Source organism: Microbacterium sp., assembly GCF_011620715.1.
GTDB lineage: Bacteria > Actinomycetota > Actinomycetes > Actinomycetales > Microbacteriaceae > Microbacterium.
The window spans coordinates 44,679-67,184 of the sequence record NZ_WOYP01000074.1; the positions used below are offsets into that span (position 1 = coordinate 44,679).

The following is a 22,506-nucleotide window of genomic DNA, read 5'->3' on the forward strand; positions in this document are numbered from 1 at the left end:
TTCCGGCGTGGTGACCGGGGCGGACCGCTGATATGCTCCGCACGTGATGCCGACGCGTAGCGGGGTCTGACGTGAGCCCGACGGAGTTCCGAGCCGATCCCGCCCGGGACCCGTCTAGCGCACCAGATCCCACCGGCCTGCTGCGCGTCGGCGCGTGGGCTGCGATCGCCTCGGTCGCACTCATCGTCGTGCAGATCGCCGTCTTTGCGGCGTGGCCGCCGCCCGAGCGTGTTCCCGAGATCTTCGAGCTCATGCAGCGCAATCCGGCACTCGGAATCCTGTCGCTCGACGGGCTCTACATCGTCAACAACCTGCTCGTCGTGCTCATGTACCTTGCGCTCGCCGCGACGCTCGCGCGACGAGCCCCGAGCCTGACCGCGATCGCGCTCACGTTCGGCGTGATCGGCATAGCGTCGTATATGGCCTCAAACCCCGCGTTCGAGCTGCTCGTCCTCGCGGGGCGAGCAGCCCAGGCGACGGGTGACGCGGCCGCGTCACTTGAGGCCGGTGGCGAGGCGTTGCTGGCGTCATGGCGAGGCACCGCCTTCCTCGTCTACTACGAGCTCGGCGCGATCGTGCTGCTCATCTGGGTGGCGGCTATGGTGCGCACCGGCGTGTATGGCCGTGCGACGATCGCCTGGCTGCTCGCGTCCGGCATTCTCATGCTCGTACCCTCGACGGCTGGCACTGTCGGCCTTGTCTTCGGCGTGGCTTCGCTCGTGCCGTGGTCTGTAGCATGCATCCTGCTCGCCCGCCATTGGCTAAGGCTCGTCCGCACGGCGTCGGGCGGCCCGGTCGCCCCGCGCGACACCGGCGAAGACTCCTCGTCGGCTCCTCACGGATGACGTCGCTCGGCGATCCCTGATGCACGGCGGCGCTCAGACGCCGTGCTCCAGCAATGCCTGACGCGCTGCCGACAACGCCACCGACGAAGAGTAGCCTCGTCGGGCCAGCTGTCCCATCAACCTCCGTGTCGCGGTCTGCGGATCGAGTCCGCTCATCGATCGCATCTTGCCGCGAGCGAATTCCAGCGCCCTCGCCGCGTCGTCGTCCGGGAGAGACGCGAGCGCGGCATCCGCTACGTCACGCGGGATGGCGCGCTTGGCCAGAGTCTGCGCGATCGCCCGTCGCCCCTCGTCCTTACGTGTGACGGCGGTGTGCACGATCTGCTCGGCGAGCGCGGCGTCGCCCAGCCACCGTCTGTCCTCCAATTCAGCGATGAAGACCTCAGCGACCACGCGATCGACCCCGTCCGCCACAAGTGAGTCCGTCGCCTCCGCCACGGAAAGCCCACGACGACGCAGCTTTCGGATCAGCCGCTCGAATGCCGCGCGCACCTGTACGCTCTCGCCATCATCCCCGTCGGTTTCATCATCGTCGTACTGCTCATAATCGTCGTCCCATGCCGAATGCCCGGTGGGCATTTCGTCTCGCTCCAAGGTTCCTGGGCGAGCGGAGGGAGCCGGACGGTGCTCAGCAGGCGAGTCGAGGCCGCCGAACAGCGGGATCACTGGGGCAAGTGGAGCGGCGCTCGGCTCGCTCCCGTCTTCGATGAATCGGACCATCACGCCGGGCGACGCTGGGCGAGCTCGTCGCTCACGGCTTCGACGGCCTTCGGCTGTCCGATGCCCAGCTTGACCTTGATCTTGGACTCGATGTCGGCGGCGATATCAGGGTTCTTGAGCAGGAAGTTGCGGGCGTTCTCCTTGCCCTGGCCGAGCTGCTCGCCGTCGTAGGTGTACCAGGCGCCGGACTTCTTGACGATCTCGTGCTCGACGCCGAAGTCGATCAGGCTGCCTTCACGCGAGATGCCGGTACCGTACAGGATGTCGAACTCGGCCTGCTTGAACGGCGGCGCCATCTTGTTCTTGACGACCTTTACGCGCGTGCGATTTCCGACCGCGTCGGTGCCGTCCTTCAGCGTTTCGATACGACGGATGTCGAGGCGCACGGACGCATAGAACTTCAGCGCCTTGCCGCCGGCGGTGGTCTCGGGGCTTCCGAAGAAGACGCCGATCTTCTCGCGCAGCTGGTTGATGAAGATCATCGTCGTGTTGGTCGTGTTCAGGCCGCCGGTGAGCTTGCGCAGCGCCTGCGACATCAGCCGCGCCTGCAGGCCGACATGCGAGTCGCCCATCTCGCCTTCGATCTCGGCCTTCGGCACGAGAGCGGCGACCGAGTCGATCACGACGAGGTCGATCGAGCCGGAGCGGATGAGCATGTCGGCGATCTCGAGCGCCTGCTCACCGGTGTCGGGCTGCGAGACGAGCAACTGGTCGATGTCGACGCCCAGCTTCTGCGCGTATTCCGGGTCGAGGGCGTGCTCGGCGTCGATGAACGCCGCAATGCCGCCCTGCTTCTGCACGTTGGCGATCGCGTGGAGCGTGAGCGTGGTCTTTCCGGACGACTCCGGACCGTAGATCTCAACGATGCGGCCGCGCGGGAGTCCGCCGATGCCCAGTGCGACGTCGAGGGCGATCGAACCGGTGGGGATCACTTCGACGGGGGCGCGCTCGTCGCTGCCCAGCCGCATGACCGAGCCCTTTCCGAACTGCCGGTCGATCTGGGCAAGTGCCGATTCGAGGGCCTTCTCGCGGTTTTCGGGTGAGGGCATGGCGTGCTCCTTATGCTCGCGTTCCGTCGCCTGTAGGCTGTCGCGCTCCACCCCGAGGGTCGGAGGGGATGCTGCGACAAGGCGTGTGGTGTCGTTCGACGTTGTTCACGCTAGGGATGGGCTCCGACATTCGTCTTCGCTCCTCACCCGTCCTGTGGACAGAGACGTCCTCGACTCCGCTGTGCAGGAGCCTACGCGCGCGTCGAACAGATATTCGACGACACGCCGTGGCGAAGTCAGTCGTCGAGCAACGCGCGTTTTCGAGACACGCGTCAGCGGCGGCGCGGCTCGAGACGTCCCACGCCGTGGCGGCGCTCGAGGGGAACGTCCGCCTCGTCGCACAGCGCAAGCCACACCTCACGAGCCGGGATGCCGGCATCCAGCGCCTGCGCAGCCGTGCGGTCCCCGAACTTCGAGTGGACCAGATCTGCGACCAGCGCACTCCCCTGCGCGCCGAACTCGTCTCTGACGGCGCGATCGAATTCGCTTCGACGCATCGGGGCGTGAGTCAGCGCAGGGAAAGTTCGGCGTCGACCGACGCGACCAGATCGTCGGGGACGACGTCGGGGAAGGTCTGAATGCCCTCGAGCACGGAGATGCGGTCTCCGACTTCGCGCATGATGATCGAGATGGGCACATCGAGTGCGTCCGCGACGGACGCGAGGATCTCGCTCGATGCTTCCTTCTGACCGCGTTCGACCTCGCTCAGGTAGCCGAGTGCAACGCTCGCACGGCTCGCAACCTGGCGGAGGGTGCGTCCCTTCTGCTGCCGGAAGTCACGCAGGACTTCGCCGATCTCTTGTCGTACCAGGATCATGATGCGCCCCCTCCTCACTCTCTGATTCCGCCGTATCCGGGTGGATAACATTACAACACCGGACGAGGTCAATCTAATCCCGTGGGCTGGGGAATGGGTGGGAATCGCGGAATGTAACCGACACGAAACACGGTCTGTTCCCGCCTCTCACGACGTTGCCGGAGGGATGCACGCGAGCGCGAGCGCGAGCGCCGCCGCAGTCGCCTCCGCGCGGATCTGCGTGCGAGTTCCCGTGAGCGCAAGCGAGGCCCCCCGGATTCCGTCCGGAGTCGCGACGGCGATGTGGACGGTGCCGACGGCCCGGCCGTCCTGCGGCGTCGGACCGGCGACGCCGGTCGTGGCGATGCCGACATCCGCGGCCTCCCCGTCGACCGCGGCAGCCTCTCGGACACCCGCGGCCATCTGCCGCGCCACATCCGGGTGCACGGCGCCCTCTGCGGCCAGGAGCGCGGCATCCACCCCCAGCAGGGTGTGCTTCAGCGGGGTCGCGTAAGCGACGATGCCGCCGCGCACCGCGGCGGACGCGCCAGGCACCGACACGAGAGACGAGACCACCAGGCCGCCGGTGAGGGACTCCGCGACCGCGACGCTCCATCCGCGGGCGATCAGCCGCCCCACGAGTTCGTCGGCGGAGGATTCGACCGATGGGCCTGCCGCGTCCCGCGCGGCAGGCGTCACGCGGCGCTCCGCCCGCGACGCGCCCCTCGCACTTCGGTGATGACGTAGTCGATCCCGCTGGCGACCGTCAGCAGCACGGCGATCGTCATCGTGACGCCGTTGACCCAGAAGATCCAGTCTCCGACCAGGGTCCACAGCGGCAGCAGCGCCAGCGACAGGGCCACCGCCTGCGCGAGGGTCTTGAGCTTTCCCATCCACGCAGCGGCGACCACGTGGTCGCTCGCCACGACAAGCCGGTGCACGGTGATCCCGACCTCGCGGATCAGCACGACGATGGTGACCCACCACGGCAGCTCGCCGAGGATCGAGAGACCGATGAAGGCGAAGCCGGTGAGCACCTTGTCGGCGATCGGGTCGAGCAGCTTGCCGAGATCCGTGACGATCTCGTAGCGGCGGGCGATCCAGCCGTCGATGCCGTCGGTCGCGATCGCGATGATGAACAGCACCGCGGCCCACCAGCGCAGAGGCCCGTCGGCCCCGCCGTCGACCAGCAGCATCCACAGGAAGACGGGCGCCATGAAGATGCGCACGATCGTGATCGTGTTGGGCAGCTGGCGGGGAACGGCCATCAGTCGCGCCCCGTCAATCCCCAGGCGTCTTCTTCGCCTTCCGCGTCGACCACGGGGTACCCGTCGAACTGCGCGTCGACCGGGTCGCTCGATGCCGCCGTGGGCACGTCGTCGCCGCGCAGCCGCGCCAGAACGTCGGGGAGCTGCTCGACGCTGACCAGCACGTCGCGCGCCTTGGACCCCTCGGACGGGCCCACGATCTCGCGGGATTCGAGAAGGTCCATGAGGCGGCCGGCCTTGGCGAAGCCGACGCGCAGCTTGCGCTGAAGCATGGAGGTCGAGCCGAACTGGGTCGAGACGATCAGCTCGGTCGCCGCAAGCAGCAGCTCGAGGTCGTCGCCGATGTCGGCGTCGATCTCCTTCTTCTCGGCGACGACGGCGACCTCGCGGTACTCCGGCCGCGCCTGGGCGGTGACGTGCTTGACGACCTTCTCGATCTCGTCCTCGCTGACCCACGCGCCCTGTACGCGGATGGCCTTGGAGGCGCCCATCGGCAGGAAAAGCGCGTCGCCCTGGCCGATGAGTCGATCGGCTCCCGGCTGGTCGAGGATGACCCGCGAGTCGGTGACGCTCGTCACGGCGAAGGCCAGACGCGACGGCACGTTGGCCTTGATCAGACCGGTCACGACATCGACGGACGGCCGCTGCGTGGCCAGGACCAGATGGATGCCGGAGGCCCGCGCCAGCTGCGTGATGCGGACGATCGAGTCCTCCACGTCGCGCGGCGCCACCATCATGAGGTCGGCGAGCTCGTCGACCACCACGAGGAGGTAGGGATAAGGCTTCAGTACCCGCTCGCTGCCGGGCGGCAGCACGACCTCACCGGCCACGACGGCGCGGTTGAAGTCGTCGATGTGGCGATAGCCGAACGACGCGAGGTCGTCGTATCGCATGTCCATCTCCTTGACGACCCACTGCAGCGCTTCGGCGGCCTTCTTGGGGTTCGTGATGATCGGCGTGATCAGGTGCGGCACGCCGGCGTATGAGGTGAGCTCGACGCGCTTCGGGTCGATCAGCACCATCCGCACATCGGAGGGCTTCGCCTGCATCAGAAGGCTCGTGATCATCGAGTTGACGAAGCTGGACTTTCCCGAGCCGGTGGAACCGGCCACCAGGAGGTGCGGCATCTTCGCGAGGTTCGCCAGGACGTAGCCACCACCGACGTCCTTGCCCACGCCGATCGTCATGGGGTGGTTGGCCTGCTGAGCGGCGGGCGACCGCAGGACGTCTCCCAGAGTGACGATCTCGCGGTCCACATTGGGAATCTCGACGCCGATCGCGGACTTGCCGGGGATCGGCGCGAGGATGCGCACCTCGTTCGATGCCACGGCGTAAGCGATGTTGTTCTGCAGCGCCGTGATCCGCTCGACCTTGACCCCGTGACCGACCTCGATCTCATACTGCGTCACCGTCGGACCGCGCGAGAAGCCGGTCACGCGCGCGTCGACCTGGAACTGCTGCAGCACGCTGGTGATCGAGGCCACCACCGCATCGTTGGCCGCCGAGCGGGCCTTGGGCGGAGTGCCCGCAGCGAGTGCGGTGACCGAGGGCAGGCGGTACGGCGAGATGGGCGCGTGGCGGGGGCCGTCGCTGCCGAGACCGCTCAGACCGGGGAGCACGCCGTCATCCAGCGGAGTCGCCGTGTCGTCATCGCGGATACCGGTCCCGGACTTCTTCGCCGCACGGGCACCGCCCGCGAGCACGCCGGGGTCGATCACCTCGGTGAGCGCCTCGGAGGGGAGCGGGGGCGGGGGCGGGATGGTGACCGCTGCCTGTTCGAACCCGCCCTGCACCGCGCCCGGGGCGAGCAGCTCAGTGAGGTCCTGCGACCCGATGCCGCCGTCGGGGTCCTTCTCGCGGCCGGTCTTGTTGCGCCGCCACCAGGGCAGCGAGGGGTCCTCGGCGGCGCTCTCGTCGACGTCGGCCGCGTCGGCCGGCTGCGAACGCTCGGCGTCGAACATCCAGGCGTACAGGTCGCCGAGGCGACGCCCGATGCGGTTCGGCGGCGTCTTGGTGAGGATCAGGATGCTGAGCGCCGTGAACACGCCGAGTACCACGCCCGCGCCGATGTCGGTGATCAGCAGCGCCAAGGGCTCGCCGAGCATCCACCCGAACACGCCGCCCGCTTCGCTGAGCGCGGGAAGCCCCTGGCGAGGCTGCGGCCGCCCCCCGCCGATGTGGCAGAAGCCCGCGATGGACAGGACGAACAGGGCGAAGCCGATGCCGATGCGGCCGTTGTCGTGGACGGATGCCGGATGCCGGAACAACCAGCCGGCCAGCAGCAGCAGCAGGACGGGAAGCACGAACGAAACGCGGCCGAGCAAGCCGCCCGCCGTGTAGGCGCTGACATTGCCCGCCACCTCATCGCCGATGAAGAACCACTCGTTGACCGCGCCGGCGATAGCCAGGAGCACGATGAGGAACGGAAGCCCGTCGCGCCGCTGGTCCTTCTCGAGCGTCTCAGGGCCGAAGGCCCGGAACAGCCCGCCGGTGCCGTGGGCGAGACCCATCCAGGCGCGCACGATGAGCGGCGGCTTCTCGGTCTCGCCGACGTATCGCTTCGGCGCCGGGGCGGGCTTTCGGGCCCCGGACGACGTGCGCGACGAAGACCCGTTCGCGGGCGCGCGACCACTCTTGGTCGGGCTTGAGCTCCTGGCCATGCCCCTACGCTACGGCGGCGGACCGTAAATCACCGCAACGACGCGGCCCCCGGCATCCGTCACTGCAGGCGCTTGACCATCGTGTCGCGGCCGATCCCGCTCTGGGTCACCGCGAAGCCCTCGCTGCGGTACAGCGACACGGCGAAGTTGCCCCGCTCGACACTGAGGCTGAGCCGGGCGTACCCGTCGGCGCGGCCCTGCTGCGTCAGCGCCTGCAGGAGGGTGCGGCCCACCCCGTGCGCGCGCCAGATGGGGCGCACTCCGATGATGAGCTCGGGAACGCGGGTGCCGACGTAGCCGAAGCCCGGGTCGCTGCGCGGAAGCAGCCGGTACCATGCGGCGCCGATGGGCTCGCCCGACGCGTCCAGCGCCACGAAGCCGGTGTCGCTGGGGCGCTTCCACCCCGACACGTAGCGGCTGTGCTCGGGCGCGGACAGCACCTGATGCTTCGGGCGCGCGGCACCGGGACGCCAGTTGACGGCCTCGACGACCATGTCGCCGAGGAAGGCGCCGTCGGCTTGGCCGGCCGGGCGGACGCTGAAGGGTGCCATTGACCGATTTTACCGGCCCTTGGGGAGATGCGCAGACATCGATGCGGCGCGGAGCTGCGAAACACGGCTGCGCCTGGACACAGCGCTGGATTGTGATCTCGGCTACGCCTCGATGACCAGCGGAACGATCATGGGTCGGCGGCGCAGCTGCTGGTTGACCCAGCGGCCGATCACACGGCGCACGACCTGCGACAGCGCGTGCGTGTCGCGAACCCCGGACTGCGCGGCCTCGGCGAGCGCCGCGGCGATCTTCGGCTTCACGCTGTCGAACACGGCGTCGTCCTCCGCGAACCCACGGGCGTGGATCTCCGGACCGGTGATGATGCGCCCCGTGGCGGCATCCACCACCACGATGACCGAGATGAAGCCCTCTTCGCCCAGGATGCGGCGGTCCTTGAGGTCGGCCTCGGTGATCTCGCCGACCGTCGAGCCGTCGACGTAGACGAAGCCGATGTCGAGCTGTCCGACGACGTTCGCGACGCCGTCCTTCAGGTCGATCACGGTGCCGTTCTCGCCGAGGATCGTGCGCTCGGCCGGTACGCCGGTGTCCTGCGCAAGACGGGAGTTGGCCATCAGATGCCGGTACTCGCCGTGCACCGGCAGCACATTGCGCGGCTTGAGGATGTTGTAGCAGTACAGCAGTTCCCCCGCCGCGGCGTGCCCCGAAACGTGCACCTTGGCGTTGCCCTTGTGCACGACGTTCGCGCCCAGCTTGGTGAGGCCGTCGATGACCCGGTACACGGCGTTCTCGTTGCCCGGGATCAGGCTCGACGCGAGGATGACGGTGTCGCCGGGGCCGGGCTCGATCTCGTGGTCGTTGTTGGCCATCCGGCTGAGCACGGCCATCGGCTCGCCCTGCGAGCCCGTCGACATGTAGACGATCTTGTCGTCCGGGAGATCGCGCGCCTTCTTGTAGTCGATGAAGACGCCGTCGGGCACGTGCAGGTAGCCGAGCTCCTCGGCGATGCCCATATTGCGCACCATGCTGCGCCCGAGAAGCGCGACGCGGCGGCCGTGCGCGGCGGCGGCATCGAGCACCTGCTGCACGCGATGCACATGGCTGGAGAAGCTCGCCACGATCACCCGGCGCGGAGCCTTGCCGATCACCTGATCGAGCACCGGGCCGATGCTGCGCTCGAGCGGCGTGAAGCCGGGGACGTCCGCGTTCGTGGAGTCCACCAGGAACAGGTCTACGCCCTCCTCGCCCAGCCGGGCGAAGGCGCGCAGGTCGGTGATGCGCCCGTCGAGGGGCAGCTGGTCCATCTTGAAGTCGCCGGTGGCGAGCACGAGGCCCGCGGGGGTGCGGATCGCGACCGCGAGCGCGTCGGGGATCGAGTGGTTGACCGCGATGAACTCGAGATCGAACGGACCGATGCGCTCGTGCTGGCCCTCGGTGACCGTGAGCGTGTACGCCTTGAGTCGGTGCTCCTTGAGTTTGGCCTCGATCAGCGCGAGAGTCAGGCCGGAGCCGATCAGGGGGATGTCCTGCTTGAGCTTCAGCAGATACGGAACCGCGCCGATGTGGTCTTCGTGGCCGTGCGTGAGCACGACGCCGACGACATCGTCGAGCCGGTTCCTGATCGGCTCGAAGTCGGGCAGGATCAAGTCGACGCCGGGCTGGTGCTCCTCGGGGAACAGCACCCCGCAGTCGACGATCAGCAGCTTGCCGCCGTACTCGAAGACGGTCATGTTGCGGCCGATCTCGCCGAGTCCGCCGAGCGGCGTCACGCGGAGAGTTCCCGCGTCGAGATCGGGCGGACCGTAAACGGTGCTGGGCATCAGAGGCCTTCCTCGGGATGCCGTGGCATCCGCTTTCGCGCGCGCGACCGTTCAGCGGCTCGCGCGTCGCATCATCTTGTTGTTCCCGAGACCTTCGGCAGAGCGCCGCCGGCGGCTGCGTTGCGATCGGGGCGGAAGTTGGAGAAGTCGGCGCCGGGGACATCGCGCACGAGCGCGAGCTCGTCCTCGATCTTCGCGGCCTCCCACTCTTCGGGACCGACCAGCGGCAACCGCACGCGCGGGCTGCCGATCCGGCCGAGGCCGTGCAGGATGTACTTCGCCGACACGGTGGCGGGCACGTGGGTCATCACGGCGCGCACGAGCGGTTCGACCTGCTTGTGCGCCGCGGTCGCGGCCGCCAGATCACCGCGGTTGACGGCATCCACGATCGCACGATATGGCTGGGCCGCGATGTTCGCGGTCACGCCGATGAGACCGGTCGCGCCGATCGAGAGGTGCGGCAGCACATTGGCGTCGTCGCCGGAGAAGTACATCAGGTCTGTCTGGTTGAGCACACGGCTGACCTCGCTGAAGTCGCCCTTGGCGTCCTTGATCGCCAGCACGTTGGGGTGCTTGGCGATCCGGATGATGGTCTCGTACATGATCGGAACGCCGGTGCGACCGGGGATGTCGTAGAGGATGACCGGCAGGTCGGTGGCGTCGGCGACGAGCCGGAAGTGCGTCAGCACGCCCGCCTGCGTCGGCTTGTTGTAGTACGGCGTGACGATCATGAGGCCGTCGGCGCCGACCTTCTCGCTCGCCTTGTAGAGCTCGATCGCGTGCGCGGTCTCGTTCGAGCCGCCGCCCGTGATGATCTTCGCCCGGCCTGCGGCGACAGACTTGCCGACCTCGACCAGCCTGATCTTCTCTGCATCCGTCAGTGTGCTGGTCTCGCCCGTGGTGCCCGTGACGACGATGCCGTCGGCTCCGGCGGTGATGACGTCGTCCATGTGCTTCTCGACGGCAGGCCAATCGACCTCGCCGTCGGCTGTCATCGGAGTGACGAGCGCGACGAGCACCTGGCCGAAGGGATTGCCCGTATGCGTCATGCCTTCAGGCTAACGGCTCGGTGGGGGACGGTCATCCGCTGCCGGCTGGGCCCCGTGGTGCATCAGCCACCCGCTCGTATCGGACGAAGCGATAGCGGATGCCGCTTCTGGACTGCCCCGAACCCTCGGCCGGCTCGGCAGCCGAAAGCGCGAACACCTCGGGGTCGACCGCCGGTGCACGCACATCGTCCGGCAGTGCCTCGAACCCTTCGGGATGTCGCAGCTCGGTCACCTCGAGCCGGTCGGCGTCGCCGATCGTGAGCCCGAAGATCGTGCCGCCGCCGATCACCCAGATCCACTCGGGATGATCGGATGCCGCGAGTGCCAGAGCCTCGTCCACCGAACCTGCCCGCTCCGCAGATTCGGCGGACCAGTCCGGCTGCCCGGTGATGACGATGTTGCGGCGCCCCGGCAGCGGCCGCCAGCGAGGATCGAGCGAGTCCCAGGTGCCGCGGCCCATCACGACCGGCGACCCGATCGTGATCTGCCTGAAGTGAGCAAGGTCCTCCGGCACGTGCCATGGCATCCCGCCGGCTCGGCCGATCACGCCGCCTTCGGCCTGGGCCCAGATCAGCCCGACCTTCGAGGCCGCCGTCATACTGCGACGGCCCCGCGGATCGCGGGATGGTGCCGGTAGTCCTCGATCACGAAGTCGTCGTACCGGTAGTCGAAGATCGAGTCCGGCCTGCGTGTGATGCGCAGGGTGGGCGGCGCGAACGGCTCACGCCCGAGTTGCAGCCGAACCTGCTCCTGGTGGTTGTCGTAGATGTGGCAGTCGCCGCCCGACCACACGAAGTCGCCGACTTCGAGTCCGGTCTGCTGTGCCACCATGTGGGTCAGCAGCGCGTACGAGGCGATATTGAACGGGACGCCGAGGAACAGGTCGGCGCTGCGCTGGTAGAGCTGGCACGAGAGACGCCCATCGGCCACGTAGAACTGGAACAGCGCGTGGCACGGAGCCAGCGCCATGTCCGGGATGTCGGCAGGATTCCAGGCCGACACGATGAGGCGGCGGGAGTCGGGATTGCGCCGGATTTCGTCGATGACGCCGGCGATCTGGTCGATCGTCTCGCCGGACGGGGTCGGCCAGTATCGCCACTGCACCCCGTAGACCGGGCCCAGCTCGCCGGACGCGTCGGCCCACTCGTCCCAGATCGTCACGCCGTTCTCCTGCAGCCAGGCGATGTTGGACTCACCACGCAGGAACCACAGCAGCTCGTACACGATCGACTTCATGTGCACGCGCTTGGTGGTCACCAGCGGAAAGCCCTGCGAGAGGTCGAAGCGCAACTGACGGCCGAACACGCTGCGCGTGCCGGTGCCGGTGCGATCGGTCTTGACGGCGCCCTGCTCGAGCACCTCGCGCAAGAGGTCTTCGTAGGGCGTCGGGATCGTCTCAGACATCGATTCGATGGTATCCCTCCGCTACCGGCGCCGGACGGGGGCGCCGGGCGAATTGTTACGGCCGGAACGTCATAGAGACCGCCTGCGGGCCCTATTCAGGCGCAAGCGGTTAGCGTGGACGCTGTGACCTTCGGCAACGCACTCATCGGCCTCGCTGTCCTTCTGGCAGTGACGGTGGCGCTCGGCGTCTTCGTGCAGTGGCGCCAGGGCCGGCCACGCCGGCACATCCCCCATGAGGTGGTGCAGCCGACGCGCCTCGGCGCCGAATCCCTCGGGCAGACCGCGACGCTCCTGCAGTTCAGCACCGAGCTCTGCTCGCGCTGCCCCGGCGTCCACCGCACGCTCGCGGCCGTCGCCGATCGTCACGAGGGCGTGCAGCACCTCGACATCGATGTGACCCACCGTCCCGACATCGCCAAGCACTTCCATATCATGCAGACCCCCACGACCATCGTGCTCGACCGCGAAGGCGTCGTGCAGACGCGCTTCGGTGGCGTTCCCAACCGCGACGTCCTCGAGCTCGAACTCAACCGCCTTTCCGGAGAGACTGCGAATGTCTGATCGAACGGATGCCGCACGCAGGCCGCGCGAGATAGACCCGCGTGGTCCGCGCTTCGTCGCGGGGATCACCGCGCTGCTCCTCCTCGTCGATGTGTTCCTCGGGCTCACGACGCCGATCGGCGCAACAGTGGCCGAGCGGGCTGTCGAACCCGCGTTCCTGCTGCTCCTGGCGATCGGGCTGCTGTTCCTGTGGGGCGTCCTGTCACCGCGCACGGCGCCCTGGGGCGCGCTTTACCGCACGCTGGTGCAGCCGCGACTGAAGCCCCCGGCCGATCTCGAGGACCCACGCCCGCCGCGCTTCGCGCAGGGCGTCGGCCTGGTCATCGTGACGATCGGCCTGATCCTGCATCTTGCCGGCGTCCCGTGGGCGCTGCCGACCGCCGCGGCGGTCGCGTTCGCCGCCGCCTTCCTCAACGCGGTGTTCGGCCTGTGCTTGGGCTGCCAGCTGTACCTGCTGCTGCAGCGCGTGGGCATCGTCGGCCGCGAACGCCCGGCCGCGGCCTGAGCTGCGACCAACCTCGGTCAATCGGTCGCGAGGCGTCATTCCCGCGGTTAGGCTGACGGCGAGGCGCCCGGAGCGCGGGGGCACGTCGACCAGGAGGTTCCGATGACCGTCACGAGCGAAGCCACAACCCTCTGGAACGGCGGCTTGATCGACGGATCGGGCCAGGTCGCGTTCCGGTCCTCAGGCATCGGCACGTTCGATGTGAACTGGAAGGCGCGCAGCGAGGGCTCCACCTCAGTGACAACGCCGGAAGAGCTCATCGCGGCGGCCCACTCGTCGTGCTTCAGCATGGCCTTCTCGGCCGCACTGGCTGAGAACGGGACACCACCCGAGTCGATCGACACCACGGCATCGGTGACGTTCACGCCCGGCACCGGAATCACCGGCAGCCACCTCAATGTCAACGCCGTGGTCCCCGGCCTCGAGCGCGAGGCCTTCGACCGCATCGCCGCCGACGCGAAGGCGAACTGCCCGGTCTCGAAGGCACTGGCGGGCATCGATATCACTCTCGAGGCCACGCTTGCCTGACCCCGCCCCGGATCCCGGCGCGCGGCGGGTCGTCGTCGCCGGCGCGTCGGGCCTGATCGGCTCGGCCCTCGTCGGCAGCCTCCGGGGCGACGGCATCCAGGTCACCACCCTGGTGCGCCGGCCACCCGCAGCCGACGACGAGGTCGAGTGGCTCACGGGCTCCGGTCCGCTCGACCCGAGCGTGCTCGAGGGTGCCGACGCGGTCGTCGGGCTCAACGGCGCGACGATCGGCCGATTCCCGTGGACCCCGCACTATAAGAACACCCTGCTGTGGTCGAGGCTCACGCCGACGCGCGCTATCGCGCGGGCCGTGCGGGAGCTCGGTTCGGGTGCCCCGGCCTTCATCTCAGCATCCGCGGTGGGGTATTACGGGTCCGCTCCGGGCGCGCTGCTGACCGAGGACTCTCCCCGCGGGGAGACCTTCCTGGCCGACCTCTGCGGCGAGTGGGAGAGCGCGGCACTGGGCGCCGGGGATCACGCGCGGGTCGCGCTGCTGCGCACCGCGCCGCTGGTGGATCCCCTGGGCGTGCTGAAGCCGCTCATGCTGCTGACGCGGTTCGGGGTCAGTGGCCCGATCGGCCGCGGCACCCAGAAGTGGCCCTGGATCTCCCTCGAGGACGAAGTGCGCGCCATCCGTCACGTCATCGATTCGCAGATCTCCGGTCCGGTCAACCTGACCGGACCGGAGATCGCGAGCGCCAACGACCTGGGCTTCGCCCTCGCGAGGCGGATGAACCGGCCGTTCCTGCTGCGGGCGCCCGTCTGGGCGATCAAGCTCGTGCTCGGCACGGATGCGACCGAGGCGCTGCTCACGACCGACGCCGCAGTGCTGCCGAGCGTGCTCGAAGCCTCGGGCTTCACGTTCACCCACAACACCGTCGAGCAGGCGGTGGATGCCGCTGTCCCCGCCCGCGACAGCTAGCGGCGCCGCTGAGCGGTCTCGAGCTGGATGGCCCGTCGCACCGCCGCACGCGCACGCCGGCGGTCGCGGGCAGCGTCGTAGGCCAGCCCGAGCCGATACCAGGCCCGCCAGTCCTCAGGGTGCGCCTCGACGTCGGCGCGATAGATCGGGAACACCGCATCGCCGTCCTCACGCTCCACGCGGCCGCTCGGCCGCACGGTGACGGGCTCTTCGGGCAGTCCGCCCTCGGACTCGAGCCGGCGGGCGAGCTGCTCGGCCCGTACGCCGAACCACAGTTCGCGCCCCAGCGCCCATGCGGCGATGACCGGCAGCACCACCAGGGCGAGGCCCATCGCGATCGCGATCGGCTGTCCGCTGATCAGCAGGAGCCAGGCGCGCTGCGCGACCATGATGATGTAGAGACCCAGCAGCACCGCCATGACGGCGACGCCGATGCGTGCGGTCATACGCCGGTCGCGCGGGCGACCTGGCCCGGCACGCCGCCTTCTTCGACCGGACGCCCGGAGGCCGGACGCGGCACGCGCATGCGGAAGTCGAGGAAGCTGTCAAGCCCGACGATGACACCCCGTGCGTCGCGCGCGGCCGCAAGGGCGATGCGGATGCCGGGGGCGTAGGCGAGCGCCGAGTCGACGGTGTCGTGGATCAGGGTCAACGACTCTCCGGGCCCGGAGAGCACGACCTCCTGGCGTGCGAGCACGCCGGGTCGGCGCAGTGAGTGGATCGGGACGCTGGCGACCTGCTGGCCTCGGGCGCGCTGGTCGACGTGCGGCGACTCGACCGGCCCCACCTCGGCACGTGCCGCCGCGATGAGCTCGGCGGTTCGCACCGCGGTTCCGCTGGGCGAATCCACCTTGGTCTCGCGATGCGCCTCGACGATCTCGATGGACGGGAAGAACGGCGCGGCTGCGGCGGCGAGCGCTGAGCCGAGCACCGATCCGAGGGAGAAGTTCGGGATGAACACCGCTCCCGTGCCGGCGACGTCCACGAGGGGCCGCACGAGCGCGATGCGCTCCGCGGACCAGCCCGAGGTGCCGACGAGGATGTTGATGCCCCGCTCGACCGCCGCGCGCACGACCTCGATGGACACGGCCGGAGTCGAGGCATCGACGACGAGATCGGCTCCGTCCAGTTCGGACAGTGCGGAGGCCGAGGAGAGCGTCGCGGCGACCTCGAAGGCATCGTCCGCGTCGATCACGTCGCGGATGATGCCACCCAGCTTGCCTGTACCGCCGACAATGGCCACGCGCGTCGTCATGCACTCATCGTATCCGCGGCGCGTGGCGCATCATCGCCGCGGCTACGCTCGGGGGATGGTGACACTGCGCGAAGAGCCCGTGGACGCCCCCGGCGCGCGCGAGCTGCTCGCCGAGTACTTCGCGATGCGCGCGGCAACCTTCCCCGGGCACGCCTACACGACCGTCTTTCCCCATGCGTCGGTTTTCCAGCCTCCCGGCGGTGTGTTCGTGGTCGTGCGCGATGACCAGGATCAGAGCGTGGGATGCGGCGGCATCCGTCGCATCGACGACGGAGCTCTCGGGCCACGGTACGAGGTCAAGCATCTCTATCTGCGCCCGCAGAACCGCGGCCGCGGCTGGGGCCGCGTGCTGCTCGAAGACCTCGAGCATCGCGCGATCGCTTTCGGCGCGCGGGAACTGGTGCTCGACACTCATCACACGCTCGAGGCCGCCGGGCGTCTGTATGTGGCGGCCGGGTTCGAGGCGGTCGACCCCTACAACGACAATCCCAACGCGACGCGCTGGTATGCGAAGGCGCTCGAGGCGGATCAGACCGGGTAGATCTCGGGAAGACCGGTGCGCAGCTCGACGGGCAGATGAGCCAGATCGTTGTGCGATAGGAGCGTCCAGGGGCGACCCTGCTTCTGGGCGATCACGGTCAGACCGCAATGCGCCTGATTGAGCGTCATCCATCGCCACTCCGGCGCCTGCAGAACCTCGCGGACGAACCAGCCGATCACGAAGTTGTGCGTGATCAGCAGCTCGTGGACCTCGCCGCTCTTGCGCGCGAGGTACTCGCTCGCCGCATCGGCCATCTGCGCGCGCCCGGCCTCGACCTCCGCCTCTGTCACGCTCCCGAAGAAGGCCTCGAACACGCCGGGGGTCTCGGCGGTCATGCCGGTCGGCACGCAGTCGAACAGCAGTGCGGATGGCTGCGGTGAAAGGGACGGCATCCGCTCCGCTACCGCGCGCGCCGTCTGACTCGCGCGCTCGAGCGGAGAATGCCAGACGGCGTCGAACGGCACGCCCGACAGCCGATCGGCGAGGAATCCCGCCTGACGGCGACCCCGCGGTGAGAGCGGTCCATCGACCAGTCCGTGCTCGGCGTCCTGATGTTCGCCATGCCGCACGAGATAGATGTAGTGCGTCACGCCAGCTCACTTCGTCGGGGATTCGCGTGCCCTGCAAGCACCCATCCAGCCTATGTCACCGGATCTGCCTTGCGGGATCGGGGGAGGAAGCGACGTGGGGGCGACTACTCGGACGCGCGGGCGATGTCGGCGAGCTGGCTGCGGCTGAGGCGCACGCCGGTGCCCTGCACGAGCTCTTCGACGTGCTGGGTGGCGTAGGCGTTCACGATCGGGGCGGTCACGAGCTTCTGCGCGAGCAGCCACGCGACGGCGACCGCCGCGGTGGGCACGCCCAGATCCGTTCCGACCGCATCGAGCGCCCGCAGAGTGCGGCTGCCGCGCCGGTTGATGTTCGCGGCGATCTGCACGCCGCGAACCGACAGTCCGCCCCGCAGCCGGGTGCGGTGACCTCCGGCGAGAAAGCCGTGTTCGAGCGCATGCGATGGGGTGACCGCCATGCCCTGCGCGCCCGCGACCAGGCGCAGGTCTGCGTCGAACTCGTGGCGGCGCAGAACGTTGAAGGGCACATCCAGCACGGTGATGCGGGGATAGCCGGCCGATACGTAGATGCGGGCGTCGACGAGCTGCGCGGCCGTGAAGCCTGCCGCGCCGATCGCGCGGGCCTTGCCCGACTCGACGAGCCAATCCGCCGTGGCCAGCGTTTGCTCGAGGTCGATCGGACCGGTGGCCGCGTCGAGGTAGAGCACGTCGATGTGGTCGGTGCGCAGACGCGTGAGCGATGCCTCGACCGCACGCACGAGGTTGACCGGGCCGAGCCCCGGGTTGTCGGGGTGGCCGCCGACGCGCACCGCCAGGGTGATCTCGTCGCGAAGGCCGCGGGAATGCAGCCACTGCCCGATGATGTGCTCGCTGCGTCCGCCGGCGAAGCTGTCGGCGGTGTGCAGGGCGTTTCCGCCGCGCTCGATGTATGCGTCGATGATCTCGTGGCTGGATTCGAGATCGACGTTCCAGCCGAATTCGGCGCCGCCGAGGATCAGCGGGAGGATCTGCGCGCCGGTCTCGCCGAGGCCGACGCGAAGCGCCTCTCCGAGCGGCGGGCCCTGAACAGGGATCGGGGCGGAGGGATGCACGTTGCCGGGCGCGGGCACCAGCGGCAGGCTCGCCGCCGAGACCGCCGCGTCGACACCGACTGCCGCCATCGCCCCACCCCCTCACATCGACTCCGGACGGAGCTTCCGTGACTGCGAAGTTCTTCACGCCCCCCGGCACTTAGTTCGAGGGTAGGTCGTGCACGGTCTGAAGCCGGTCATTCCGGCGTCCTGTGGGTAAATATTGGATAACGCTTGGGTCACGAGGCGCTAAAATCCCGCCGCCTGTCCCCTGCTCATAGGACAGGGCGGCAGAATGCGGATGCCCGCTCCTCCCACGTGGTCAGAACGGGCATCCGTCTCGATAGGCGCTGGCGCTACTCGATCACCGGGTCGGCGAGATTCAGCTCTCGGCTCCGGCCACAACGAGACCCGCTTGGTCTGCGGGCTCTTCCAGGACGGGCTCGAGCGAGAGCTTGCCGCGGTCGTCGATCTTCGTGATCTTCACGAGGATCTTCTGACCGACGTTCAGCACGTCTTCGACGTTCTCGACACGCTTGCCGCCGGCGAGCTTGCGGACCTCGCTGACGTGCAGCAGTCCGTCCTTGCCGGGAAGGAGCGAGATGAACGCGCCGAACGTCGCCAGCTTCACCACGGTGCCGAGGAACTGCTCGCCGACCTCCGGGTTGGTGGGGTTTGCGATCGCGTTCACCTGCGCGCGAGCCGCTTCGGCCGACGGGCCGTCGGTGGCGCCGATGTAGACGGTGCCGTCCTCCTCGATGGAGATCTGCGCTCCGGTCTCGTCCTGGATCGCATTGATCGTCTTGCCCTTGGGTCCGATGAGCTCGCCGATCTTGTCGAGGGGGATCTGGACGCTGATCACGCGGGGTGCGGTCGGTGCCATCTCGTCGGGGCTGTCGATCGCGGCGTTGAGCACGCTGAGGATCGTGAGGCGGGCCTCGTGGGCCTGCTGCAGCGCGGCGGTCAGCACCGACGACGGGATGCCGTCGAGCTTTGTGTCGAGCTGGATCGCAGTGACGAACTCGCTCGTGCCGGCGACCTTGAAGTCCATGTCGCCGAGAGCGTCTTCGGCGCCGAGGATGTCGGTCAGCGCGGCGTAGCGCGTCTGCCCGTCGACCTCGTCCGAGACCAGGCCCATCGCGATGCCCGCGACGGCTGCCCGCAGTGGCACACCGGCGTTCAGGAGGGACAGGGTGGAGGCGCAGACCGAACCCATGGACGTCGAGCCGTTGGAGCCGAGAGCCTCGGACACCTGACGGATCGCGTACGGGAACTCCTCGCGGCTGGGCAGCACCGGCACGAGCGCGCGCTCGGCCAGGAAGCCGTGCCCGATCTCGCGACGCTTGGGGCTGCCGACGCGGCCGGTCTCGCCGGTCGAGTACGGCGGGAAGTTGTAGTGATGCATGTAGCGCTTGTGCGTCACCGGTGACAGTGAATCGATCTGCTGCTCCATCTTGAGCATGTTCAGCGTGGTGACACCCAGGATCTGGGTCTCGCCGCGCTGGAAGATCGCCGAACCGTGGACGCGCGGGATGACCTGCACCTCGGCGTCGAGCGGACGGATGTCGGCCAGGCCACGCCCGTCCATGCGCACACCCTCGGAGAGGATGCGTCCGCGGACGATGACCTTGGTGACCGACTTGTACGCCGCCGAGAACTCCAGCGTCGCGACGGCGGGCAGCTCACCCGCCTCTACGGCGGCGAGCAGCTCGGCCTTGACGGCATCCTTCAGCGCATCATCGGCGTTCTGGCGCTCTTGCTTGTCGGCGATCTGGTAGATCGGGACGAGCTTGTCATAGGCGCGACCGGCCACGAAGTCGTAGGTCTCCTGACTGTAGGGCAGGAAGACCGGGAACTCCTTGATCGGCTTCGCCGCGGTGTTCGCCACGACGTTCTGCGCGGCCACGAGCTGCTTGAGGAAGGGCTTCGAGGCCTCGAGGCCCTCGGCGACGACCTGCTCGTTCGGCTTGACGGCGCCGCCCTTGATCAGGTTCCAGGAACCTTCGGTGGCCTCAGCCTCGACCATCATGATCGCGACGTCTTCGTTGCCCTCGGCATCCGTGATGACGCGGCCTGCGACGATGAGGTCGAACACGGCCTCTTCGAGCTGCGTGACCGTCGGGAACGCGATCCACTGGTCATCGTTCTCGCCGTGGCCGGGGATGAGCGCGAGGCGCACACCGGCGATCGGACCTGAGAACGGCAGACCCGAGATCTGGGTCGACAGCGATGCGGCGTTGATCGCGAGGGCGTCGTAGAACTCGCCGGGAGCGATCGAGAGCACGGTGACGACGATCTGGACTTCGTTGCGCAGGCCGTCGACGAACGACGGGCGCAGCGGGCGGTCGATCAGACGGCACACCAGGATCGCCTCGGTCGAGGGGCGGCCCTCACGACGGAAGAACGAGCCGGGGATTTTCCCCGCGGCGTACGAGCGCTCTTCGACGTCGACGGTCAGCGGGAAGAAGTCGAAGCCTTCGCGCGGGTGCTTTCCGGCGCTGGTGGCCGACAGGAGCATCGTCTCCTCGTCGAGGTACGCGGCGACCGCCCCCTGTGCCTGCTGTGCGAGCCGACCGGTTTCGAACCGGATCGTGCGGGTGCCGAAGCGGCCGTTGTCGAGAACGGCTTCTGCGGCGGTGATTTCAGGACCTTCCAAGAGGTCTCTCACTTTCTGTTCTGGCGTGCGCTCCGCACCTTCGTGCGGTGGCGCAGTGCCCTTCTTTATGCTCGCGAATCCGTGTGATGCGCGAGCGTGCGAAGGAGCAGGAACAGTCAGATTATCGGCGCACGACAGTCCGTCGCGCTGTACCTGCGCTGGTCACCAGTAGAAGAGCACCCGGCGCATGCGCGACGGGGATTCCACCACAGGGGACCAGCTTGCTGCCGGCCTGCTCCGTGTAGCTCGTCTTTAGTTGAGCGGATGCCCGAAGGCAACCCGAAGCAGTCTACCAGTGCAGGCTCCGCTGACGCTGTTCACTTCCGTCCCGCCCGGATGCCAGGGTGGCGGGGGCGGCGAGCGCGTGCCTAGGGTGGAGAGCATGAGCACCGAAGACAAGCCCACCGAAGAGGCAGCTGACATGAAGCGCAAGTTCAAGGAGGCGCTCGACAAGAAGAACGCGAAGCACCGCGAGGGCGAGGCGCACCTGGACGGGGACTCCCCCGTGCAGGGGACCCATGGAGCCGTGCAGACCAAGCGCGAGTTCCGCCGCAAGAGCGGCTAAGGGGCGAGGATCGGATACGGCTTCTCGGCGGAGCGGTTCTGGAACTCGAGGATCGCGGGGTTGAGCACCTCACCGTCGCGCATTTCGATTGCGCGCCGAATCGTCTCGTTCTGCTCCCACGCAGCAGCACCGCCCATGACGGTCGGGAGGAACCTGAGCAGCGCCTCGCTGATCTCCCAGCTCGCCGAGTTCCACAGGTACGACGGACTGTGGTCGACGGCGTAGTAGTTGATGTGCTCGCCGACGGTGAACATCGGGTCGACGAAACTCGTGGGCCGGGCCCACTCGAAGCCCATGCCCTCGTCACACGAGACATCCACGATCAGGCTGCCGGGACGGAAGGCGGCGAGGTCGTCGGTCCTCAGATATAGGAGCGGTCGGATCGGATCCTGCAGCGTGCAGTTCACGACGATGTCGCTCTCGGCCAGGAAGGGCGCCAGCGGCACGCGTCCCGCGTCGGTGATGACCTCGCTCAGGTAGGGTCCGTCGTCGTGGTCGAACTGGATCATCTGTGCGGCGTGGATCGGAGCGGCCACGGATGCCGTTCTGCGGTTCGTGAGGACTCGGACGTCGTGCACCCCGTGCGCGCGCAATGCTGTCACGGCCCCACGCGCGGTCGCGCCGAATCCGATGACCACCGCGGTCAGCCGGCGCCCGTAGTCCCCGGTCGAGCCGCACAGCTGGAGCGCGTGGAGCACCGAGCAGTAGCCGGCGATCTCGTTGTTCTGGTGGAAGACGTGCAGCCCGAAGCTTCCGTCGCTCCCCCAGTGGTTCATCGCCTCGAACGCGATCGTGGTCAGGCGCTTGTCGAGGGCGAGCTGGGTCATCACCTCGTCCTGCACCAGGTGCGGCCAGCCCCACAGCACCTGCCCATCGCGCATGTCGCGGAGGTCGTCGTGCTGCGGCTTGGGCAGCAGCAGCACGTCAGACGCCGCGATCAGGGCGGTGCGATCCAGAATCCCGCCGACCAGAGGACGCAGATCGTCGTCCGAGACGCCGAACCGCTCGCCGTACCCGGTCTCGAGCAGCACGCTCGGACGCAGCTCTTCGGGGATGCGATCGAGGTGGCCCGGGTGGAGCGGAACGCGCCGCTCGTCCGGCTTGCGCGAGACGCCGAGGGCTCCCAGGACCAGACGTTCACGGGCAGCCATGATGATGGTCTTCTTCCCTCCGCGGGGCCGAAACCGGCCCCGCTCTCGACGCTATCAGGCGC

25 protein-coding genes are annotated in these 22,506 nt (G+C 68.4%); 7 read left to right on the plus strand and 18 right to left on the minus strand.

The annotated features are described in order from the left end of the window. The first annotated feature begins 71 nt into the window (after nucleotides 1-71). Nucleotides 72-845 carry a hypothetical protein gene (locus tag QZV84_RS07345; protein WP_292827592.1) on the plus strand — a complete coding sequence of 258 codons (774 nt, stop codon included), beginning with the start codon at nucleotides 72-74 and terminating at the stop codon, nucleotides 843-845. Nucleotides 846-878: 33 nt separating this feature from the next. Here QZV84_RS07345 and QZV84_RS07350 read toward each other — a convergent pair whose 3' ends face one another. From QZV84_RS07350 to QZV84_RS07405, 12 genes are all read right to left on the minus strand, one after another. Then, nucleotides 879-1,511, minus strand: coding sequence for a regulatory protein RecX (locus QZV84_RS07350; protein ID WP_292827595.1), 633 nt, complete (start codon nucleotides 1,509-1,511; stop codon nucleotides 879-881). Nucleotides 1,512-1,564: 53 nt separating this feature from the next. After that, a complete protein-coding gene (recA, locus tag QZV84_RS07355) occupies nucleotides 1,565-2,614 on the minus strand; it encodes a recombinase RecA (RefSeq protein ID WP_292827598.1) in 1,050 nt (349 codons plus the stop codon). Nucleotides 2,615-2,886: 272 nt separating this feature from the next. After that, nucleotides 2,887-3,111: a DUF3046 domain-containing protein gene (locus QZV84_RS07360; protein ID WP_292827601.1), complete on the minus strand. Its 225-nt coding sequence runs from the start codon at nucleotides 3,109-3,111 to the stop codon at nucleotides 2,887-2,889. Nucleotides 3,112-3,122: 11 nt separating this feature from the next. Further along, a complete protein-coding gene (locus QZV84_RS07365) occupies nucleotides 3,123-3,431 on the minus strand; it encodes a helix-turn-helix transcriptional regulator (RefSeq protein WP_292827604.1) in 309 nt (102 codons plus the stop codon). A gap of 147 nt (nucleotides 3,432-3,578) precedes the next feature. Continuing rightward, nucleotides 3,579-4,109, minus strand: coding sequence for a CinA family protein (locus QZV84_RS07370; RefSeq protein ID WP_292827608.1), 531 nt, complete (start codon nucleotides 4,107-4,109; stop codon nucleotides 3,579-3,581). Continuing rightward, entirely contained in the window at nucleotides 4,106-4,678 is a 573-nt protein-coding gene (gene pgsA / locus QZV84_RS07375; RefSeq protein WP_292827611.1) for a CDP-diacylglycerol--glycerol-3-phosphate 3-phosphatidyltransferase, read from the minus strand. Before pgsA ends, QZV84_RS07370 begins: the two co-directional genes overlap by 4 nt. After that, entirely contained in the window at nucleotides 4,678-7,338 is a 2,661-nt protein-coding gene (locus tag QZV84_RS07380; RefSeq protein WP_292827614.1) for a DNA translocase FtsK, read from the minus strand. The genes pgsA and QZV84_RS07380 overlap by 1 nt, the downstream gene beginning before the upstream one ends. A 59-nt stretch (nucleotides 7,339-7,397) precedes the next feature. Beyond that, nucleotides 7,398-7,889 (minus strand): GNAT family N-acetyltransferase, encoded by a 492-nt coding sequence (locus tag QZV84_RS07385; RefSeq protein WP_292827617.1) that lies wholly within the window; start codon nucleotides 7,887-7,889, stop codon nucleotides 7,398-7,400. Between the two features lie 102 nt (nucleotides 7,890-7,991). Next, nucleotides 7,992-9,668: a ribonuclease J gene (locus QZV84_RS07390; RefSeq protein WP_292827620.1), complete on the minus strand. Its 1,677-nt coding sequence runs from the start codon at nucleotides 9,666-9,668 to the stop codon at nucleotides 7,992-7,994. Nucleotides 9,669-9,739: 71 nt separating this feature from the next. Beyond that, the gene (gene dapA / locus QZV84_RS07395; protein WP_292827623.1) at nucleotides 9,740-10,717 is read right to left on the minus strand and encodes a 4-hydroxy-tetrahydrodipicolinate synthase; all 978 of its coding nucleotides are present in this window, start codon (nucleotides 10,715-10,717) and stop codon (nucleotides 9,740-9,742) included. A gap of 31 nt (nucleotides 10,718-10,748) precedes the next feature. Beyond that, nucleotides 10,749-11,315 (minus strand): dihydrofolate reductase, encoded by a 567-nt coding sequence (locus QZV84_RS07400; RefSeq protein WP_292827626.1) that lies wholly within the window; start codon nucleotides 11,313-11,315, stop codon nucleotides 10,749-10,751. Next, nucleotides 11,312-12,121 carry a thymidylate synthase gene (locus QZV84_RS07405; RefSeq protein WP_292827629.1) on the minus strand — a complete coding sequence of 270 codons (810 nt, stop codon included), beginning with the start codon at nucleotides 12,119-12,121 and terminating at the stop codon, nucleotides 11,312-11,314. Before QZV84_RS07405 ends, QZV84_RS07400 begins: the two co-directional genes overlap by 4 nt. A 123-nt stretch (nucleotides 12,122-12,244) precedes the next feature. Between QZV84_RS07405 and QZV84_RS07410 the strand changes: the two genes are divergently transcribed. The 4 genes from QZV84_RS07410 to QZV84_RS07425 all read left to right on the plus strand — a co-directional run bounded on the left by QZV84_RS07410 (nucleotide 12,245) and on the right by QZV84_RS07425 (nucleotide 14,637). Further along, nucleotides 12,245-12,682 carry a thioredoxin family protein gene (locus QZV84_RS07410; protein ID WP_292827632.1) on the plus strand — a complete coding sequence of 146 codons (438 nt, stop codon included), beginning with the start codon at nucleotides 12,245-12,247 and terminating at the stop codon, nucleotides 12,680-12,682. Then, nucleotides 12,675-13,187, plus strand: a complete 513-nt coding sequence (locus QZV84_RS07415) for a DUF4395 domain-containing protein (protein WP_292827635.1) — start codon at nucleotides 12,675-12,677, stop codon at nucleotides 13,185-13,187. The genes QZV84_RS07410 and QZV84_RS07415 overlap by 8 nt, the downstream gene beginning before the upstream one ends. A gap of 102 nt (nucleotides 13,188-13,289) precedes the next feature. Then, nucleotides 13,290-13,715, plus strand: coding sequence for an OsmC family peroxiredoxin (locus QZV84_RS07420; RefSeq protein ID WP_292827638.1), 426 nt, complete (start codon nucleotides 13,290-13,292; stop codon nucleotides 13,713-13,715). Next, nucleotides 13,708-14,637: a TIGR01777 family oxidoreductase gene (locus QZV84_RS07425; RefSeq protein ID WP_292827640.1), complete on the plus strand. Its 930-nt coding sequence runs from the start codon at nucleotides 13,708-13,710 to the stop codon at nucleotides 14,635-14,637. The genes QZV84_RS07420 and QZV84_RS07425 overlap by 8 nt, the downstream gene beginning before the upstream one ends. Here the strand turns inward: QZV84_RS07425 and QZV84_RS07430 are convergent. Together QZV84_RS07430 and dapB are read right to left on the minus strand one after the other, a co-directional pair. After that, nucleotides 14,634-15,083, minus strand: coding sequence for a hypothetical protein (locus tag QZV84_RS07430; protein ID WP_292827642.1), 450 nt, complete (start codon nucleotides 15,081-15,083; stop codon nucleotides 14,634-14,636). The two genes, QZV84_RS07425 and QZV84_RS07430, sit on opposite strands and share 4 nt — an antisense overlap. Then, nucleotides 15,080-15,892, minus strand: a complete 813-nt coding sequence (gene dapB / locus QZV84_RS07435; RefSeq protein ID WP_292827644.1) for a 4-hydroxy-tetrahydrodipicolinate reductase — start codon at nucleotides 15,890-15,892, stop codon at nucleotides 15,080-15,082. The genes QZV84_RS07430 and dapB overlap by 4 nt, the downstream gene beginning before the upstream one ends. Before the next feature lie 55 nt (nucleotides 15,893-15,947). Between dapB and QZV84_RS07440 the strand changes: the two genes are divergently transcribed. Next, on the plus strand, nucleotides 15,948-16,433 hold the full coding sequence (locus QZV84_RS07440; protein ID WP_292827648.1) for a GNAT family N-acetyltransferase: 486 nt from the start codon (nucleotides 15,948-15,950) through the stop codon (nucleotides 16,431-16,433). Here the strand turns inward: QZV84_RS07440 and QZV84_RS07445 are convergent. The 3 genes from QZV84_RS07445 to QZV84_RS07455 form a co-directional block, all read right to left on the minus strand. After that, on the minus strand, nucleotides 16,421-17,023 hold the full coding sequence (locus QZV84_RS07445) for a histidine phosphatase family protein (protein ID WP_292827651.1): 603 nt from the start codon (nucleotides 17,021-17,023) through the stop codon (nucleotides 16,421-16,423). The two genes, QZV84_RS07440 and QZV84_RS07445, sit on opposite strands and share 13 nt — an antisense overlap. Before the next feature lie 104 nt (nucleotides 17,024-17,127). Then, on the minus strand, nucleotides 17,128-18,162 hold the full coding sequence (locus tag QZV84_RS07450) for an aldo/keto reductase (protein ID WP_292827654.1): 1,035 nt from the start codon (nucleotides 18,160-18,162) through the stop codon (nucleotides 17,128-17,130). 292 nt (nucleotides 18,163-18,454) lie between these two features. Next, the gene (locus QZV84_RS07455) at nucleotides 18,455-20,728 is read right to left on the minus strand and encodes a polyribonucleotide nucleotidyltransferase (protein ID WP_292827675.1); all 2,274 of its coding nucleotides are present in this window, start codon (nucleotides 20,726-20,728) and stop codon (nucleotides 18,455-18,457) included. Between the two features lie 382 nt (nucleotides 20,729-21,110). Here QZV84_RS07455 and QZV84_RS07460 point away from each other — a divergent pair, with 382 nt between their 5' ends. Beyond that, nucleotides 21,111-21,293: a DUF5302 domain-containing protein gene (locus QZV84_RS07460; protein WP_292827657.1), complete on the plus strand. Its 183-nt coding sequence runs from the start codon at nucleotides 21,111-21,113 to the stop codon at nucleotides 21,291-21,293. Here the strand turns inward: QZV84_RS07460 and QZV84_RS07465 are convergent. Next, nucleotides 21,290-22,444 carry a N(5)-(carboxyethyl)ornithine synthase gene (locus tag QZV84_RS07465; RefSeq protein WP_292827660.1) on the minus strand — a complete coding sequence of 385 codons (1,155 nt, stop codon included), beginning with the start codon at nucleotides 22,442-22,444 and terminating at the stop codon, nucleotides 21,290-21,292. The two genes, QZV84_RS07460 and QZV84_RS07465, sit on opposite strands and share 4 nt — an antisense overlap. Nucleotides 22,445-22,506: the final 62 nt, after the last annotated feature.

Excerpts from the sequence above, each read along its gene's own strand:
- QZV84_RS07415 (WP_292827635.1), top strand. The coding sequence starts at position 12,675 with ATGTCTGATCGAACGGATGCCGCACGCAGGCCGCGCGAGATAGACCCG.
- QZV84_RS07390 (WP_292827620.1), bottom strand. The coding sequence starts at position 9,668 with ATGCCCAGCACCGTTTACGGTCCGCCCGATCTCGACGCGGGAACTCTC.
- QZV84_RS07360 (WP_292827601.1), bottom strand. The coding sequence starts at position 3,111 with ATGCGTCGAAGCGAATTCGATCGCGCCGTCAGAGACGAGTTCGGCGCG.
- QZV84_RS07385 (WP_292827617.1), bottom strand. The coding sequence starts at position 7,889 with ATGGCACCCTTCAGCGTCCGCCCGGCCGGCCAAGCCGACGGCGCCTTC.
- QZV84_RS07400 (WP_292827626.1), bottom strand. The coding sequence starts at position 11,315 with ATGACGGCGGCCTCGAAGGTCGGGCTGATCTGGGCCCAGGCCGAAGGC.
- QZV84_RS07430 (WP_292827642.1), bottom strand. The coding sequence starts at position 15,083 with ATGACCGCACGCATCGGCGTCGCCGTCATGGCGGTGCTGCTGGGTCTC.
- dapB (WP_292827644.1), bottom strand. The coding sequence starts at position 15,892 with ATGACGACGCGCGTGGCCATTGTCGGCGGTACAGGCAAGCTGGGTGGC.
- QZV84_RS07465 (WP_292827660.1), bottom strand. The coding sequence starts at position 22,444 with ATGGCTGCCCGTGAACGTCTGGTCCTGGGAGCCCTCGGCGTCTCGCGC.
- dapA (WP_292827623.1), bottom strand. The coding sequence starts at position 10,717 with ATGACGCATACGGGCAATCCCTTCGGCCAGGTGCTCGTCGCGCTCGTC.
- QZV84_RS07405 (WP_292827629.1), bottom strand. The coding sequence starts at position 12,121 with ATGTCTGAGACGATCCCGACGCCCTACGAAGACCTCTTGCGCGAGGTG.
- QZV84_RS07460 (WP_292827657.1), top strand. The coding sequence starts at position 21,111 with ATGAGCACCGAAGACAAGCCCACCGAAGAGGCAGCTGACATGAAGCGC.
- QZV84_RS07420 (WP_292827638.1), top strand. The coding sequence starts at position 13,290 with ATGACCGTCACGAGCGAAGCCACAACCCTCTGGAACGGCGGCTTGATC.
- QZV84_RS07440 (WP_292827648.1), top strand. The coding sequence starts at position 15,948 with ATGGTGACACTGCGCGAAGAGCCCGTGGACGCCCCCGGCGCGCGCGAG.
- recA (WP_292827598.1), bottom strand. The coding sequence starts at position 2,614 with ATGCCCTCACCCGAAAACCGCGAGAAGGCCCTCGAATCGGCACTTGCC.
- pgsA (WP_292827611.1), bottom strand. The coding sequence starts at position 4,678 with ATGGCCGTTCCCCGCCAGCTGCCCAACACGATCACGATCGTGCGCATC.
- QZV84_RS07450 (WP_292827654.1), bottom strand. The coding sequence starts at position 18,162 with ATGGCGGCAGTCGGTGTCGACGCGGCGGTCTCGGCGGCGAGCCTGCCG.
- QZV84_RS07365 (WP_292827604.1), bottom strand. The coding sequence starts at position 3,431 with ATGATCCTGGTACGACAAGAGATCGGCGAAGTCCTGCGTGACTTCCGG.
- QZV84_RS07380 (WP_292827614.1), bottom strand. The coding sequence starts at position 7,338 with ATGGCCAGGAGCTCAAGCCCGACCAAGAGTGGTCGCGCGCCCGCGAAC.